Source organism: Streptomyces sp. NPDC042346, assembly GCF_055581845.1.
Genome location: NZ_JBVJEH010000008.1, coordinates 99,346 through 113,639, shown reverse-complemented (window position 1 = coordinate 113,639; position 14,294 = coordinate 99,346). Strand labels below are relative to the sequence as shown.

Here is a 14,294-nt window from a genome sequence, read left to right as displayed (position 1 = left end):
GGGAGGCGAGGAGGAGATCGACGAGCCCCCACCGTCGGCTCCGTCCGGTACGTTGCGAAAGCCGCAACTGTTGCCGATGCGGCGTCAACACCGCCGGGGGAGAGGCACGATGACCGAAGTGGCCCGTACGCAGGGCGCGCAGGGCACCTCGTCCGACGTCGAGCGGGGCGAGGTGGCCGAAGTCGCCGCACTCGGCACCGTGTTGACAGGACTGTTCAACCGCCTCGGCATCCCGCAGACCCAGTACGCCCACCGCGTCCACCTCGACAAGTCCGCCGTGTCCCGCTACCTCTCCGGCCGGCGCCTCGCCCCTCAGGAGTTCATCGACCGCCTGGTGCTGGAGGTGGAGGAGCACGTGGGCGCCCCGCTCCAGCCGGAGGCCAAGGAGGCGATCCGGGGGCAGCGGCTGGAGGCGCTGCGCGTCTGCAACCCGGCGGAATTCCAGCTGGAGAGCCTGCGGGGCGAGCTGGCCCGCTCCCGCCGCGACACGGAACGGGCCCACCGCACCATCGAGGCCCTGCACTCCCTCCTGGAACGCAAGGAGTCCGAAGTACGTCACGTCGCCGAGGACCTGACACAGCTCCGCATGGACTGGGGCGCGGAGCGGACCGCCCTCAGCCGCGCGCAGGAGGACCTCCTCGGGGAGATCACCCGGCTCCGCCAGGATCTCCAGGACGCCGAACGCCTCCGGGCGGATGCCGAGCGCCAGGGCAGGGAGCTGCGGGACCAGGTGCTGGACCTGGAGGAGGAGCTGTCGCGGCGGGGCCCGGCGACGGCCCTGGACGACGTACCGCTGGAGCTGTTCAAGCGCCGGCTGGCGGCGATGTGGGACGAGGACGACCTCCCCGAGGCGGCGCGGGACCTGACCGAGGCCGCGTGGTCGCGTCCCCTTGAGGAGGTGGCGGAGCTGCTGCGCTGGCTGCTGGAGATCGGAGCCGCCCCGGAGACGTTCGCCGCGGACGTGGCGCGGCTGAGGCCGCTGGACGACGTGCTGGCCTTCGCCCCGGAGGTCGTCCGGCTGGGACGGACCCGGACCCGGGAGTCGTGGACGGCGGCGGTCGCCTCCCGGGTCACCCAGCGCAGCGCGGCCGTCGTCTTCCAGGGCCTGCGGGACGCCGGGACCCGCTCCGACTCCGAGGCCGACCGGGTCCTCGCCGAGGCGGTGGGCCGGGTGCGGAGCGACGCCCAGGCGGTCACCCTCGTGACGGCCGCGCTGGCCGGCACCGTGAGCCCGGCCCCCCTGGCGCGGGTGGCGGAGAAGCTCGCCAACGGGAGCCGGCTCGACCGCTTCGGCCTGCGGGCCTCGGTGGGGCTCGCGAAGGCGGGACGGTACGACGTGGCCGCCCTAGTCCTCGCCGCGGCGGTCGCCGCCGGGCCCGACCTGCGACTCGGCCGGGCCGTCAGGGACCTGGACGACGCCGGGATCGACACGCTGTTCGATCTGGTGACCTGGCTGGACGACACGAAGGTCATGACCACCTTCACCGTCCGGCTGGCCCGGGCGGAGGAGACGGCGCTCCTGGGCCGGCTGTTCACCGTCATGGTCGGCCACGGCCGGCTGGAGCTCCTCGACCTGGAGTCCTCCGAGGCGCTGACGCGCGCCGTCAGGGACTGGCGCCGCTCACGTCAGCAGTAGTCGCCGCCGGCACTCGTCCACGTCGAAGTCGCCCGGTGGGTACGCCGGGTCCAGCGCCTCCAGGTGTTCGAGCAGCAGCTTGCTGATCGCCCAGTTCCGGTACCACTTGCGGTCCGCCGGGACCAGGTACCAAGGGGCCTCGTCCGTCGTGCAGCGTTCGAGGGCGATCTCGTACGCCTCCCGGTACGCCGGCCACACCGACCGCTCCTCGATGTCGCCCGGGTTGAACTTCCAGTGCTTCTCGGGGTTGTCCAGGCGCTCCAGGAGCCGGTTGCGCTGCTCCTCGTACGAAATGTGCAGGAACACCTTGACGACCGTCACGCCGTCCTCGGCGAGGGAGCTCTCGAAGCGGTTGATCTGCTCGTAGCGGCGGTCGAGCCGCTCGCGCGGGACCAGGTCGCGGACGCGTGCGATGAGGACGTCCTCGTAGTGCGAGCGGTCGAAGATGCCGATCTCGCCCGGCTGGGGGAGCGCCTTCATGATCCGCCAGAGGAACGGATGGTTCTGCTCCTCCGGCGTCGGTGCCTTGAAGGCGTGGATGCGGCAGCCGGACGGGTTGAAGAGGCCGATGACGTGCTTGACCGTGCCGCCCTTGCCGCTGGTGTCCATCCCCTGGAGGACCAGGAGCAGCCGCCGCCGGTCGCCCGCCGCGCTCGACGCGTACAGCCGTTCCTGGAGGTCCGCGAGGCGCGGCGCGAGGGCGGCGGTGGCGGCCAGGCCGGCCGCCTTGTCGGCGGGGCCGGCCGGGGTCGCCGAGGCGTCGTACGCGGTGAGGTCGAGCCGCTCGCCCTCGGGGACGCGCAGCACGTCACGCAGGGGTGCGTCCCGCCGCTTCCGCTGTTCCCGCTTCTTCCGGTCGTCCTTCTTGTCGTCCTTCTTCGCCACCGGGTGACCCTTCCGCCGCACCGCTCGTCCTTCCCCGATCCTGCGACGGAACCCGGTCGCCCGCGACCGCGCGCCGCGTGTGGTGGAAGAGGAGGTCGAGCAGGAAGGCGGCGGGCCGCGCTCGTGATGCCGCTGCCCAGGATGATGCGGGACCGGGCGGGGAAGCCGTCGTGGATCCCGTCCGCCCGCGACAGCGGTGACGTACCGGCTGGGTTCGTTTTCGGAGGGGGCGGTCGCGCTACGAGAGCGTGACGCGCGTAGCGCGACCGCCTGGTGCCCACCGCTCAGCTCAGCACCACGGACCCGTCACCGCGAACGTCGTCCCCGGCGTGTAGCAGTTCACGTACAGCGTGGAGCCGTCCGGGGAGAAGGTGACGCCCGCGAACTCGCCCCACTCCGGGGCCTCGGGCGTCCCGCCCGCTGCGGTAGCAGCTGATGTCAGAGCCTGGGCGTTGCGGGCGACCGCGTACACCTCGCCCTTCCTGCTCACCCCGTAGACGTGCTGGGCCCCGTCGCCGTCCTCGCTGACCATCAGGCCTCCGCTCGGCGTGAGACAGATGTTGTCCGGCGACTCGCCCGGCAGCTGGATGTCCGTGCTCGGGCCGAAGACGACGACGAGCATGAGGCGGCGCCGGTGCGGCTCGTACTTCCACACCTGTCCGAAGTGCGTCGCGCCGGAGCCGTCCTTGAGGCGGGCGAAGGAGGACACGAAGTACACGGCCCGCCCGCCCCAGTAACAGCCCTCCAGCTTCTGGGCGTGCGTGATGCCCTTCGGCCCGAAGTCCTGGAGCCTGATGGGCGTCTCGGCCGCCTGCGGATCCGGTACGGGGACCCACTCGACGCCCTCGAAGCGGGCGCCGGTCTCCTGGATCACGGAGAGGTCGGGTACGCCGGGCACCCGCATCGCCTCCAGGGCGCCGCCCGCGCGCAGCGAACCGGTGCCGCCGAGCGGCTTGTCCGGGAGGAAGCGGTAGAAGAGGCCGAAGGGCTGCTGGAAGGCGTCCTCCGTCTCGTACACGATGCCGCTCGACGGGTCGACGGCGATCGCCTCGTGCTGGAAGCGGCCCATCGCGGTGAGCGGGACGGCCCCGGTGCGGTGCGGGTCGGCGCCGTCGACCTCGAAGATGAAGCCGTGGTCCTTGGTGTAGCCGTTCGTCCCGGCCCTGTCCTCGGTCTCCTCGCAGGTGAGCCAGGTGTTCCAGGGGGTGGGCCCGCCGGCGCAGTTGACGGCGGTCCCGGCGATGGCGACCCGCTCGCCGAGGACGTTGTTCCGGCCGTCGAGTTCGAGGGCCGTGCACCCGCCCTTCGCGGCCGGGTCGTACGTCAGACCGGGGACGGTCGGGACACCGATCTTTCCGGTGACCCGGTTCTCGTGGTTGCGGACGAGGTGCACGCGCCCGCGACGGCCGGCGAAGGCGCCCATGCCGTCGTGGTTGCTGGGGACGGGCCCCTCGCCGGAGCGGAGCGGATCGCCCTGCCGCGAGAGGACCTTGTAGCGGAAGCCCGCCGGGAGGTCGAGGAGTCCGGCGGGGTCGGGGAGGAGGGGGCCGTAGCCGCCCCGGTTCCCGATCCCGGCGGCGGCCGCGCCGCCGGCGAACAGTTCGGAGAAGGCGCCGGTGAAGGCGATCCCGGCGACGGACGCGCCGGTGCGGGAGAGGATCTGACGTCGTGTCGAGGACATGAGGCGACAACTTCCTGTTGGCGGACAGGACAGGTGTGTGACGTGTGACCCGCATGTGTGTATCACGCACAGTGGTGACACGTGAACCATGCGGGCCACAACTGCCTCGTGTGGCGGCCGTTCTGACCCGGGGTCAGACCAGTTCGGCGGTGAGCGTGATCGTCGTGCCCGTGAGCGCCTGGCTGACCGGGCAGTTCTTCTTCGCGTCCTCCGCCAGCTCCTGGAACCGGTCGGCGTTCAGGCCGGGGACCTCGCCGCGCACGGTGAGGTGGATGCCGGTGATGCCCTGGCCCGGCTGGAAGGTGACGTCGGCCTTGGTCTCCAGGCGGGCCGGCGGCGCGTAGGCCTTGGCCAGGATGTTGGAGAAGGCCATCGAGAAGCAGGACGAGTGCGCGGCGGCGATGAGCTCCTCGGGGCTCGTCTTGCCGTTCGGCTCCTCGGTCCGGGCCGGCCAGGAGACGTCGTACGAGCCGAGGCCGGACGAGTCGAGGGTGACGACGCCGGAACCCTTGAGGAGGTCGCCCTGCCAGACGGTGTGGGCGTGACGCACGGTGGCCATGGTGGATCCCTTTCGATCGGGTACGGCCCCCAAGCTACTGCGCGACAAGCCCCTTCGCGTCGCGTGCGAGCGCGGTGAGCCGGGAGATCGCCCGGAAGTACTTCTTGCGGTAGCCGCCGTTCAGCATCTCGTCGCTGAAGAGCTTGTCGAAGGGCATTCCGGAGGCGAGGACGGGTATCTCGCGGTCGTACAGCCGGTCGGCGAGGACGACGAGCCGGAGCGCCGTCGACTGGTCGGGGACCGGCTGGACGTCGGTGAGGCAGACCGCCGCGAGGTCGTCGGTGAGCGCGCCGTACCGGCTCGGGTGCACCTTGGCCAGGTGGTCGAGGAGGTGCGGGAAGTCGTCGAGGGAGGCGCCGGGCGTCGCGTACGCGGTCTCCGTCACGACCTGGTCGGAGTGCGGGGCCGGGGCCTCGGGCAGGCCGCGGTGGCGGTAGTCCTCGCCGTCGATCCGCAGCGGCATGAAGTGCGCGGAGAGGCCCTGGATCTCGCGGAGGAAGTCGGCGGCGGCGAAGCGGCCCTCGCCGAGCTTGCCGGGGAGCGTGTTGGAGGTGGCGGCGAGCGCCACGCCCGCCTCGACGAGCTTGCCGAGGAGGCTGGAGACGAGGACGGTGTCGCCCGGGTCGTCGAGCTCGAACTCGTCGATGCAGAGGAGACGGTGCTCGCTGAGGGTCTTCACCGTCTGCTGGAAGCCGAGCGCGCCGACCAGGTTCGTCAGCTCGACGAAGGTGCCGAAAGCTTTCAGCGAGGGATCGGCGGGGGTCGCGTGCCAGAGGGAGGCCAGCAGGTGGGTCTTGCCGACGCCGTACCCGCCGTCCAGGTAGACCCCGCGCGGCCCGCTCGGGGCGGCCGGCTTCTTGGCGAACCAGCGGCGCTTCCCGGCGCCGGAGGCGTGCGCCCCGCCGAGGCCCTCGGCGAAGCCGCTCAGCGCCTTGACGGCGTCCGTCTGGCTCGGCTGGTTCGGGTCCGGGAGGTACGTGTCGAAGCGTACGGAGTCGAAGCGGGGAGGCGGCACCATCTCCGCGACGAGTCGGTCGGCGGGGACGTGGGGCTCTCGGGAGCAGAGCGAGAGCGGGGCCGCTTCGGTGGAAGCCGCTTCGGTGAGGGCGTGGGTCGACACAGTTCCCCACTGTAAGCGCCATGTCAGACTCCGAGGATGCGACGACTGCTCCCTGTGACGGACATGACAGCCCCCGAGACCGGCGCCGGGGAGGTCCCCGCAAGGCACTCCGGGCCCGGGGTGCCCACGGCGGGGGAGGCCTCGGGGACCCCCTCGAACGAGCTTTCGGTCGGCGGCCGGGAGTGGTCCCTCGACGAGCTGGCCGACGCCTACGCGTACCCGGAGGGTGACGGTGTGTGGCTGCGGGCCAACATGGTCTCGTCCCTCGACGGGGCCGGCCAGCACGACGGCCGGTCCCAGCCGCTCTCGTCCGACACGGACATGCGGATCTTCGGCACCCTGCGCGGGCTCGCCGACGTGATCGTCGTGGGCGCGGAAACGGTACGCCTGGAGGGGTACCGCCCGGCCAGGGCGCGGGAGGCCTTCGCCGCCCGCCGGGCCGCCGCCGGGCAGGGCCCCGCGCCCGTGATCGCCGTGGTCACCGCCTCCCTCGACCTCGATTTCTCCCTGCCGCTCTTCACGGAGCCGCTGGTGCGGACCCTGATCCTGACGGGGGCCGCCGCGCCCGCCGAGCGCGTACGGGCCGCCCGCGAGGCGGGCGCCGAGGTGCTGGTCGCGGGTGACGGGGCCGGGGTGGATCCCGCCCGCGCGGTCGCGGCCCTCGCGGAGCGCGGGCTGCGGCGCCAGCTGACCGAGGGCGGGCCCCGGCTGCTCGGCCAGTTCGTGGCGGCGGACGTCCTCGACGAGCTGTGTCTGACGATCTCGCCGGCGATGACGGCGGGCGATGCGCAGCGGATCGCGGGAGGCCCTTCGGTGGCGGTCCCGACACGCTTCGCGGTGGTGTCGGTGCTGGAGCAGGACGGCTTCCTCTTCACCCGCTACCGTCGGATCTGACAATCGGCGGAATTTGTCGTTCCGCTTTCCGTCCGCTGGGCACACTTATGTCGCAGACCCCGTGCGGGCACGGGGAAGGATGGTTTCCGCAGAAGGGCTCCTGAGGTGTTCACAAGCGTTCTGATGATCGAGAAGCCCCTGACGTCCGTCGACGTGGAGTTCGTCACCACGCTGCACGGCGACGAGGACGTGTCCTTCATCGTCCTTATGCAGCCGCGTGGTGACCAGGCCGATGTGTTGTTGCGGGCCATCGACGACGTCGCCATGGGCGAACTGAAGGACGCCGCCCACGAGGGCGAGGAGCCGGAGGGCAAGGCCGCCCGGGTCCCCGCCGAGCAGGCCCTGGAGTACTCGCTCCAGGCGCTGAGAAACGCCGGCTGCGAAGCGGTCGGCCAGGTCGTCGAGGACCACCCGCTCACCAAGATGAAGGCGGTGGTCGAGGAGTCGGAGGCGGACGAGGTGATCGTTCTCACCGCCCCGCACTACGTGGAGGAGTTCTTCCACCGGGACTGGGCCTCCCGGGCCCGCCACAAGGTCGGCGTACCCGTCCTGAAGCTCTTCGCCCACAGCGAGGAGTAAGGCGTACCCGGGCCGTGTCCGCGCCCCGTGCAGGGGGCGCGGGCACGGCGGACCCTCCGTGCCCCGGGCCCTCCGCCACGAGCCACTAGGCTGGTGCTTCCAGTACGACACAGCCAGACGACACAGCCGGACGACATCGTCAGGCGCACCCCCGGGGAGAGATCCGCATGGCACCCGCCATCCCTGCCGCCATGGAACGGCCGCACTTCATCGGCATCGGCGGTGCCGGAATGTCGGGCATCGCGAAGATCCTCGCCCAGCGGGGCGCCAAGGTCGCCGGCAGCGACGCCAAGGAGTCCCCGACCGCCGAGGCCCTGCGCGCCCTCGGCGCCACCGTGCACATCGGCCACGCCGCCGAGCACCTCGCCGACGACGCCTCCGCCGTCGTCGTCTCCAGCGCGATCCGCGCCGACAACCCCGAGCTGGCCCGCGCCGCCGAGCTCGGCATCCCCGTCGTGCACCGCTCCGACGCGCTCGCCTCCCTCATGGACGACCTGCGCGCGATCGCCGTCGCCGGCACGCACGGCAAGACGACCACCACCTCGATGCTGGCCGTCGCCCTCACCGAGCTGGGCCTCGACCCCTCGTACGCCATCGGCGGCGACCTCGCGGGCCCCGGCACCAACGCCCTCCACGGCTCCGGCGACGTCTTCGTCGCCGAGGCCGACGAGAGCGACCGCAGCTTCCAGAAGTACGACCCCGAGGTCGCGATCGTCCTCAACGTCGAGCTGGACCACCACGCGAACTACGCCTCCATGGACGAGATCTACGAGTCCTTCGAGGCCTTCACCGCCAAGATCCGCCCCGGCGGCACCCTCGTCGTCGGCGAGCACGCGGGCGCCCGCGAGCTGGCCCGCCGGGTCGCGGACCGCGACGGCCTGCACATCGTCACGGTCGGCGAGTCCGAGGACTCCGACGCCCGGATCCTGAAGATCGCCCCGAACGGCATGAAGAGCGAGGTCGTCGTCCTCCTCGACGGCGTCGAGCACACCTTCACCGTCTCCGTCCCCGGCCGTCACTACGCCCACAACGCCGCCGCGGCCCTCGCCGCCGGCGCCCGCGTCGGCATCGACCCGGCCGAGCTGGCCCAGGCCCTCACCGCCTACACCGGCGTCGGCCGCCGCCTCCAGCTCAAGGGCGAGGCCGCGGGCGTCCAGGTCATCGACTCGTACGCGCACCACCCCACCGAGATGACCGCCGACCTGGAGGCCATGCGGGGCGCCGCCGGTGACGCGCGCCTGCTCGTCGTCTTCCAGCCCCACCTCTTCTCCCGCACCCAGGAGCTCGGCAAGGAGATGGGCGACGCGCTGGCCCTCGCCGACGCCTCGGTCGTCCTCGACATCTACCCGGCCCGTGAGGACCCGATCCCGGGCATCACGAGCGAGCTGATCATCGCCGCCGCGCAGCGGGCCGGCGCCGACGTCACGGGCGTCCACGACAAGGCGACCGTCCCGGACGTCATCGCGGGAATGGCCAAGCCCGGCGATCTCGTTCTCACGATGGGCGCGGGCGACGTCACGGACCTCGGACCGCGGATCCTGGACCACCTGACGAGCTGATCAGAAGCAGCGGCAGCAGTAGCAGCGGAGGAGCGAGTGATGGCGTACGAGGTCGAGAAGCCGGACGAGCAGTGGCGTGCGGAGCTCACCCCGGCGGAGTACCAGGTGCTCCGCCAGGCGGGCACCGAGCCCGCCTTCCGCGGCGAGTACACGGACACGAAGACGCAGGGCGTGTACTCCTGCCGGGCCTGCGGCGCCGAGCTCTTCACGTCGAACGAGAAGTTCGAGTCGCACTGCGGCTGGCCCTCCTTCTTCGACCCCAAGGAATCGGCGGCGGTCGAGCTGATCGACGACCGCTCCCACGGCATGGTCCGCACCGAGGTCCGCTGCTCGCGCTGCGGCTCGCACCTCGGCCACGTCTTCGAGGGCGAGGGCTACCCCACCCCGACGGACCAGCGGTACTGCATCAACTCGATCTCGCTGCGGCTGGAGCCCGTGCCGGGGTCGGAGCAGGGCTGACCGGGGCGCGGCGGCGCCGACCGGAGCGAGGGGCTCAGCTCGGAGAGGGTTCCGGGGTGAGCTCCTCGCGGTCGAGGCGCGTGCCCGACTTGTAGATGGTCACGGCGCCGTCGGCGATGACGTAGCGGTACGGGCTGTTGGTCGCCTCGTACCCCTTGGCCGTCTTCTTCGCCGGCATCGCGATGCCCGCCTCGCGCTGGTCCCTGAACTCGCCGTAGTAGTACAGCTTCCCCGCCGTCGTGCTGCAGAGCGTGATCCGGTGGTCGTCCGTGCGGAACGCCTTGACCAGCGTGGCGTCCTTGCCGCTCGGCAGCGCGGACGCGATGCGCGACGGGCACGCGGGACCGGACCTGCTCGGGGCGGCCGTCGGCTTCGTGTCGGAGTCGTCAGGACCGCCGAGGCCGAGGGAGCCGGAGAGCGCGCTCTGGACGATCCCCAGCAGCACGAGTCCGCCGACCAGCGTCAGACAGCCGACCACGCAACCGTTCGACTTCTTCTTCACCGGCCGCCGGTACGGAGGCGGGGTGTAGGGCGGCGGCGTGTAGCGCGGCGGAGTCGGAGTGCGGGCGGGCGGGGTGTACGGGGGCGTCGTCGTCGCCCGGGGCGGCGGCGGGGTGTAGCCCGTACTGCTCGGCGGCGGGTAGAAGACGCCCGTCGGGCGCGCCCCGGACCCGCCGGTGGTCCCGGCGCGTGGCGTGGTCGGTGGGGTCGGCGTGGTCCGGCGGGGCGTGGGCCTCGGCGGCGTCGCCTTCTTGGGGGCGGCCTTCTTGGCGGTGCCCGGCCTGGGCGTCGTCGTCCTCGGGGGCGTGGCTTTCGTGGCCGCAGGCTTCGGGGCCGGCTTCTTCGGCGCGCTTCCGCCGCTCGCCTTCCAGCTCTTGCCGCAGCCGGCGCAGTCGAGCCGCCGCGACGGATTGGTGGCGCGGCACGTCCCGCAGATCCAGTCGCCGGACGGACGCGCGGGCGACGGGCGCTTCGGCGCCGGGCGCGAGGGAGCGGGGGACGGGGTGGGCGCCGGGGTGGGCTTCGGGCGTGACGGGGTGGGGGGCGGCGCGAGCGGTCCCTTACGCGTCGACCCGCAGATGTCGCAGGGCGTGTCCCCCGCCCCGGTGTTGCTGCCGCAGTCCTTGCACTGCCATTTCGCCGAGCCCGTCACCCCTGTCGTCCCTCCTGCCTAGTGGTCGCTGTTCGCCGGGCGTGCCATCACGTCCCGGAAGAGTTCGTCCGACCTCGGTCCGACATGGTTGACGATCCAGGCGGGCCCCTCGGGGACGCGCCCCAGTTCGGGCTCGGGTTCGGTCTCGGGTTCGGCCTTGCTCGGGGCCGCCTCCGCCGCGGTGTTCGGGGCCGTGCCCGGGGCCGTGTCCGGGTTCTCCTCGGGCGCGGCTTCGGTTACGGGCTCCGCCAGGGCCAGGGCCACGGGCCGGGACCCTGACCCGGCCCTGGAACCGGCTCCGGTTCCGGGCCCGGCTCCGGCTCCGGTCCCGGACCCCGCCTCGTCCTCCGGTCGGTCCGGTACCGAGTAGTCGTCCCAGAGCACGCGCAGGAAGCGCCGGGCCTGCTCCACCTGGCCGGGCGGTACGTCCAGGCGCACCACCGCCGGATCGGTCCCCGCCGCGCCGGCGGGGAAGCGGAACCGGAAGTCGAGCCGGTGGCTCTCCCGTTCCTTCGTCGGAGGGTGGAGCGAGGCCGAGGTGCAGTGCGACACCCGCACTTCGAGGACTCCTCCGCCGACCCAGAGGAACTCCAGGCCGTCACGTGCCAGCGAGAGGCGGAAGCCGTCCCACTCCAGACTCACAGGCTGTTCGCGATCGTCTCGATGATCTCGTCCATCTCGAACTCCTCCAGTCCCTCGCCCGCCTTGGAGGCGAAGTGCAGGGTGAGGTCCCACTCCTCGGCGATCGGGTCGGACCAGGGCGCCTCCTCCGGCGCGAAGAGCACCAGCCGCTTGGCGGACTGCTCCATGACCGAGGTCTGGCTGCGGGCGTAGCCCCACTGCTCGAACAGGTCGTCCATCGTGCGGGGGATGTGCGTCGGGTAGGTCGCCGCGTCCGCGCCGACCGTACCGAGGGCGTGCGCGGGCGCGTCCGTGAACATCACGATGACATGGCGCCTGCGGTCGAGCCCGGTCTCCCAGGGGGAGTTGATCGCGAGCGCCAGGGCCTCAAGGCCGGACTCCGGGATGTCGCCGCCGCCGCCCGCGTCGATCCCGCTCACGAACTGCTCGAACTCCTTCGCCTGGGCGGGGAGATGGAGGAAGTCGGTCTCCTCGATGGCGTCCGAGGGGTCGTCGCCGAAGTCGCGGAACGCGATGACCTTCAGCCGCAACTGGCTGATGGACTTGCCCTTCTTGGCCATCACGTCGTCGAGACGCTGGTGGAACTGGAGGGCGCTCGACTTCACCGTGCCGAGGACGGGGTGCATGCTGCCGGTCGCGTCGATGCAGAGGGCGATGTCGACGGCGTACTGCAGGTTTCCCTGGTACTGCCCGCGGGCGTCGTTCATGGGGTGGTTCTCCTTGTCAGGGGGTGGGTCGGTCGCCGCCGCGGCGGCCACCGAGGTTGATGCGGACGCGGGACGTGCCCGGCGCGGGAGCGGACGCGGGCGCGGGGCCCGGCTCCTCGGTCGCCGAGGGCGGCGGCGCGGGCGCGGGGACGACAGGGGTCGCCGGTGTGGCGGGGGTCGCCGGTGCGGCGGGCGCGGACGGTGCCGGGGTCTCCGGGGTCTCCGCGGGCTCCTTGCGGCGTCCGAACGTGGACCGGATGCGGCTCGGACGCCGCTCCTCGGGCGCGGGCGCGGGCGCGGGCGTGGGCGTGGCCGTCGGGGCCGGCCCGGCCGGCGGGGTTCCGGAGGCCGTCGTGCCCGGCCGCCGGTGCTGGAGCGTGCACACGGCCGGGTCGGCGAGCGTCGCCAGGAAGGCGGAGACGTCCGGGCGGGTACGCGGGTCGGCGGCCGTCATGCGGCGCAGCAGGTCGAGCAGTTCGTCGGAGAGCCGCGGGTCGAGCCGGAGCTCCTCGCCGGCGTTCACCGCGTCCGCCGGAGACCCGAACCGCTCGTCGTACGACGGGAGTCCGCCCGTCACGTACAGGTGCGTCATGAGCCCGAGCGCGAAGATGTCGACGGCGCAGGTGAGGTCCTTCGGGCCGGCCGAGCCGTCGCCCTGGAGGTAGCGCCGCCACTCCGGGGCGCCGTAGACGGAGTCGCCCGAGATGTCGTCCGGCTTCGGCGGGTCCCCGGAGTCGTAGGAGTCGTCGAAGTCGATCAGCCGCGCCGAGTGGAACGCGGCGCCCTCCCGCTTCTGGACCAGCACGTTCAGAGGCTTGAGGTCCCCGTGCACGGTGCCGGTCTCGTGGAGTTGCTTGAGGCTCGATCCGAGCGTCTTGAGCAGCACCGTCTTCGGTCGCGGCTCAAGGGCCTGGGGCCGTTCCAGGCTGGAGGTGTCGATCCGCTCCGTGACCTTGAAGTAGGTGCTGCGCTCGTGGAAGAAGTCGGTGGCGAGGACGAGGTTGCCCCCGCCGAGGGTGTCCGGGCGCAGCCGCTTCATGATCTTGCGGTGCCGCTGCTCGAACTCCTGGGCGACCTCGCGGCGGATCCGGACGCTCTTCGAGTCGGCGGCGTCGTCGCGCGGGCGCTTGGGTTCGAGGAACTGCTTGATGAAGTACTGTCCCCCGTCCTTCTCCGCGAAGGCCCAGATGCACTTGCCGCCGTTGGCGTTGGTGGGATCGGTGACGATGCGGTAGCCCGCGATCGTGTCGCCCTTCTTCATCGGAACTCCTCGGATGCGGGCGGCAGATAGGTCTCGTATCCGGCGCGGTAGGTCTGCCAGCTCTGGTCCTGCCAGGCGCGGACGCGGGCGTGCGTCTCCCGCGTGGCGTCCTGTCCGGCGCCCGCCTCGACGGTGGTCGGGGAGGCCGGGTCGAGGACGTCGGGACGGCCTCGCACGTGCCGCTCGGTCAGCTCGGCGAACCGCGGTTCGTAGGCACGGCGCAGCCGCGCGAAGTCGCGGTGGCCGATGGCGAGCAGGGCGAGGGAGGCGTCGTCGGCGGTGTACGCCTGCACCTCGCGGCGGAGCAGGTCGGCCCACTCGTACTCGGTGCCCGCCTCGCGCAGCGTGCGCAGGAGCAGGTACTCGAAGTCGGCGGGGGTGTGGACGTAGCCGAAGTACCCGTCCGTCGCCGCCACCAGGACGCAGGGCAGGTCGAACGAGGCGATGTACTGCGTGTCGATGACGAAGTCCCGGTCCGCGCACACCATGTTGGTCATCGGCGGGTCGGAGCGCAGCAGTTCGAGGGCGTCGCTCTCGCGCGTGTGGTCCCGGGTGAGGACGTGCAGTCCCCTGTCGGGGGTCAGGACGTACGCCCGGGAGTCGCCCGCCCACAAGGGGCGCAGCTCGACGGTGTGGCGGTCGTCCCGGATCTGGTAGTGAACGGCCGCCAGGGTGGTGGGCAGTTGGCGGCGCATGGTGCCGCCGATCTTGCTGCGGCGCTGCGGGGCCTTGGCGAGGAACCAGTCGAGGTACTGGTGCAGGGACTCCGCGCCGACCTGCTCGGTCTCCTGCGCGACCTCGTGGAACCAGCAGTCCGTCGCCAGGCGCGCGACCCTGGCGCCGACCCAGGCCCCGGTGTGCCAGGTGCCGTCCGGTCCCTCCCACACGGGGGCGGAACCCGCGCCGCCCGAGCCGTCGAACACGGCGATCACGCCCTGGTGGGTGCCCCAGTGGTGGACGACGAAGGGCTCGGCGTCCTCGCCGTGCCCGGGCACCCGCTCGGTCCACACGGAGAGCGCGTGCACCCGCGTGTCGCCCGCCGTCGTCGCCCAGACGGCGGCCTGGGGCGGCAGCGGGCGGTGATCCGGCTCCGGCGGGGCTCCCGGGGCCGTTCCCGGCACGCTTCCGGGCGTTGGTCCGGGTGTCGATCCGGGCGCTG

14 protein-coding genes are annotated in these 14,294 nt (G+C 72.4%); 5 read left to right on the top strand and 9 right to left on the bottom strand.

Annotated elements, in window-relative coordinates; all coding sequences use genetic code 11:
* The first annotated feature begins 109 nt into the window (after positions 1-109).
* Positions 110-1,636, top strand: a complete 1,527-nt coding sequence (locus ACZ6K0_RS28660; RefSeq protein WP_469232922.1) for a hypothetical protein — start codon at positions 110-112, stop codon at positions 1,634-1,636.
* Here the strand turns inward: ACZ6K0_RS28660 and ACZ6K0_RS28655 are convergent.
* The 4 genes from ACZ6K0_RS28655 to zapE all read right to left on the bottom strand — a co-directional run bounded on the left by ACZ6K0_RS28655 (position 1,622) and on the right by zapE (position 5,881).
* Positions 1,622-2,521, bottom strand: coding sequence for a PPK2 family polyphosphate kinase (locus ACZ6K0_RS28655; RefSeq protein WP_469233036.1), 900 nt, complete (start codon positions 2,519-2,521; stop codon positions 1,622-1,624). The two genes, ACZ6K0_RS28660 and ACZ6K0_RS28655, sit on opposite strands and share 15 nt — an antisense overlap.
* 289 nt (positions 2,522-2,810) lie before the next feature.
* Entirely contained in the window at positions 2,811-4,202 is a 1,392-nt protein-coding gene (locus ACZ6K0_RS28650; RefSeq protein WP_469232923.1) for an alkaline phosphatase PhoX, read from the bottom strand.
* Between the two features lie 133 nt (positions 4,203-4,335).
* On the bottom strand, positions 4,336-4,761 hold the full coding sequence (locus ACZ6K0_RS28645; RefSeq protein ID WP_376400806.1) for an OsmC family protein: 426 nt from the start codon (positions 4,759-4,761) through the stop codon (positions 4,336-4,338).
* A gap of 34 nt (positions 4,762-4,795) precedes the next feature.
* Positions 4,796-5,881 carry a cell division protein ZapE gene (gene zapE, locus ACZ6K0_RS28640; protein WP_469232925.1) on the bottom strand — a complete coding sequence of 362 codons (1,086 nt, stop codon included), beginning with the start codon at positions 5,879-5,881 and terminating at the stop codon, positions 4,796-4,798.
* 36 nt (positions 5,882-5,917) lie between these two features.
* Between zapE and ACZ6K0_RS28635 the strand changes: the two genes are divergently transcribed.
* The 4 genes from ACZ6K0_RS28635 to msrB all read left to right on the top strand — a co-directional run bounded on the left by ACZ6K0_RS28635 (position 5,918) and on the right by msrB (position 9,372).
* A complete protein-coding gene (locus tag ACZ6K0_RS28635) occupies positions 5,918-6,775 on the top strand; it encodes a pyrimidine reductase family protein (RefSeq protein ID WP_469232926.1) in 858 nt (285 codons plus the stop codon).
* 105 nt (positions 6,776-6,880) lie between these two features.
* Positions 6,881-7,354: an indole-3-glycerol phosphate synthase gene (locus ACZ6K0_RS28630; RefSeq protein ID WP_376400797.1), complete on the top strand. Its 474-nt coding sequence runs from the start codon at positions 6,881-6,883 to the stop codon at positions 7,352-7,354.
* 167 nt (positions 7,355-7,521) lie between these two features.
* Entirely contained in the window at positions 7,522-8,913 is a 1,392-nt protein-coding gene (gene murC, locus ACZ6K0_RS28625) for a UDP-N-acetylmuramate--L-alanine ligase (protein WP_469232928.1), read from the top strand.
* A gap of 39 nt (positions 8,914-8,952) precedes the next feature.
* Complete coding sequence (gene msrB, locus ACZ6K0_RS28620) at positions 8,953-9,372, top strand: peptide-methionine (R)-S-oxide reductase MsrB (RefSeq protein WP_376400791.1); 420 nt, start codon at positions 8,953-8,955, stop codon at positions 9,370-9,372.
* A gap of 34 nt (positions 9,373-9,406) precedes the next feature.
* Here the strand turns inward: msrB and ACZ6K0_RS28615 are convergent, their stop codons facing one another.
* From ACZ6K0_RS28615 to ACZ6K0_RS28595, 5 genes are read right to left on the bottom strand one after another with little or no spacing between them, the layout of a single operon-like run.
* Positions 9,407-10,525 (bottom strand): hypothetical protein, encoded by a 1,119-nt coding sequence (locus ACZ6K0_RS28615; protein WP_469232930.1) that lies wholly within the window; start codon positions 10,523-10,525, stop codon positions 9,407-9,409.
* A gap of 18 nt (positions 10,526-10,543) precedes the next feature.
* Complete coding sequence (locus ACZ6K0_RS28610) at positions 10,544-11,167, bottom strand: hypothetical protein (RefSeq protein ID WP_469232932.1); 624 nt, start codon at positions 11,165-11,167, stop codon at positions 10,544-10,546.
* Positions 11,164-11,874 carry a vWA domain-containing protein gene (locus ACZ6K0_RS28605; RefSeq protein ID WP_376400781.1) on the bottom strand — a complete coding sequence of 237 codons (711 nt, stop codon included), beginning with the start codon at positions 11,872-11,874 and terminating at the stop codon, positions 11,164-11,166. The genes ACZ6K0_RS28610 and ACZ6K0_RS28605 overlap by 4 nt, the downstream gene beginning before the upstream one ends.
* A 16-nt stretch (positions 11,875-11,890) precedes the next feature.
* Complete coding sequence (locus ACZ6K0_RS28600; protein ID WP_469232934.1) at positions 11,891-13,135, bottom strand: protein kinase domain-containing protein; 1,245 nt, start codon at positions 13,133-13,135, stop codon at positions 11,891-11,893.
* On the bottom strand, positions 13,132-14,256 hold the full coding sequence (locus ACZ6K0_RS28595) for a serine/threonine protein phosphatase (protein ID WP_469232936.1): 1,125 nt from the start codon (positions 14,254-14,256) through the stop codon (positions 13,132-13,134). The genes ACZ6K0_RS28600 and ACZ6K0_RS28595 overlap by 4 nt, the downstream gene beginning before the upstream one ends.
* Positions 14,257-14,294: the final 38 nt, after the last annotated feature.

Bases quoted from the DNA above. Each gene is read 5' to 3' on its own strand.
- msrB (WP_376400791.1), top strand. From the start codon at position 8,953: ATGGCGTACGAGGTCGAGAAGCCGGACGAGCAGTGGCGTGCGGAGCTC.
- ACZ6K0_RS28605 (WP_376400781.1), bottom strand. From the start codon at position 11,874: ATGAACGACGCCCGCGGGCAGTACCAGGGAAACCTGCAGTACGCCGTC.
- murC (WP_469232928.1), top strand. From the start codon at position 7,522: ATGGCACCCGCCATCCCTGCCGCCATGGAACGGCCGCACTTCATCGGC.
- ACZ6K0_RS28635 (WP_469232926.1), top strand. From the start codon at position 5,918: ATGCGACGACTGCTCCCTGTGACGGACATGACAGCCCCCGAGACCGGC.
- ACZ6K0_RS28650 (WP_469232923.1), bottom strand. From the start codon at position 4,202: ATGTCCTCGACACGACGTCAGATCCTCTCCCGCACCGGCGCGTCCGTC.
- ACZ6K0_RS28600 (WP_469232934.1), bottom strand. From the start codon at position 13,135: ATGAAGAAGGGCGACACGATCGCGGGCTACCGCATCGTCACCGATCCC.
- ACZ6K0_RS28645 (WP_376400806.1), bottom strand. From the start codon at position 4,761: ATGGCCACCGTGCGTCACGCCCACACCGTCTGGCAGGGCGACCTCCTC.
- ACZ6K0_RS28660 (WP_469232922.1), top strand. From the start codon at position 110: ATGACCGAAGTGGCCCGTACGCAGGGCGCGCAGGGCACCTCGTCCGAC.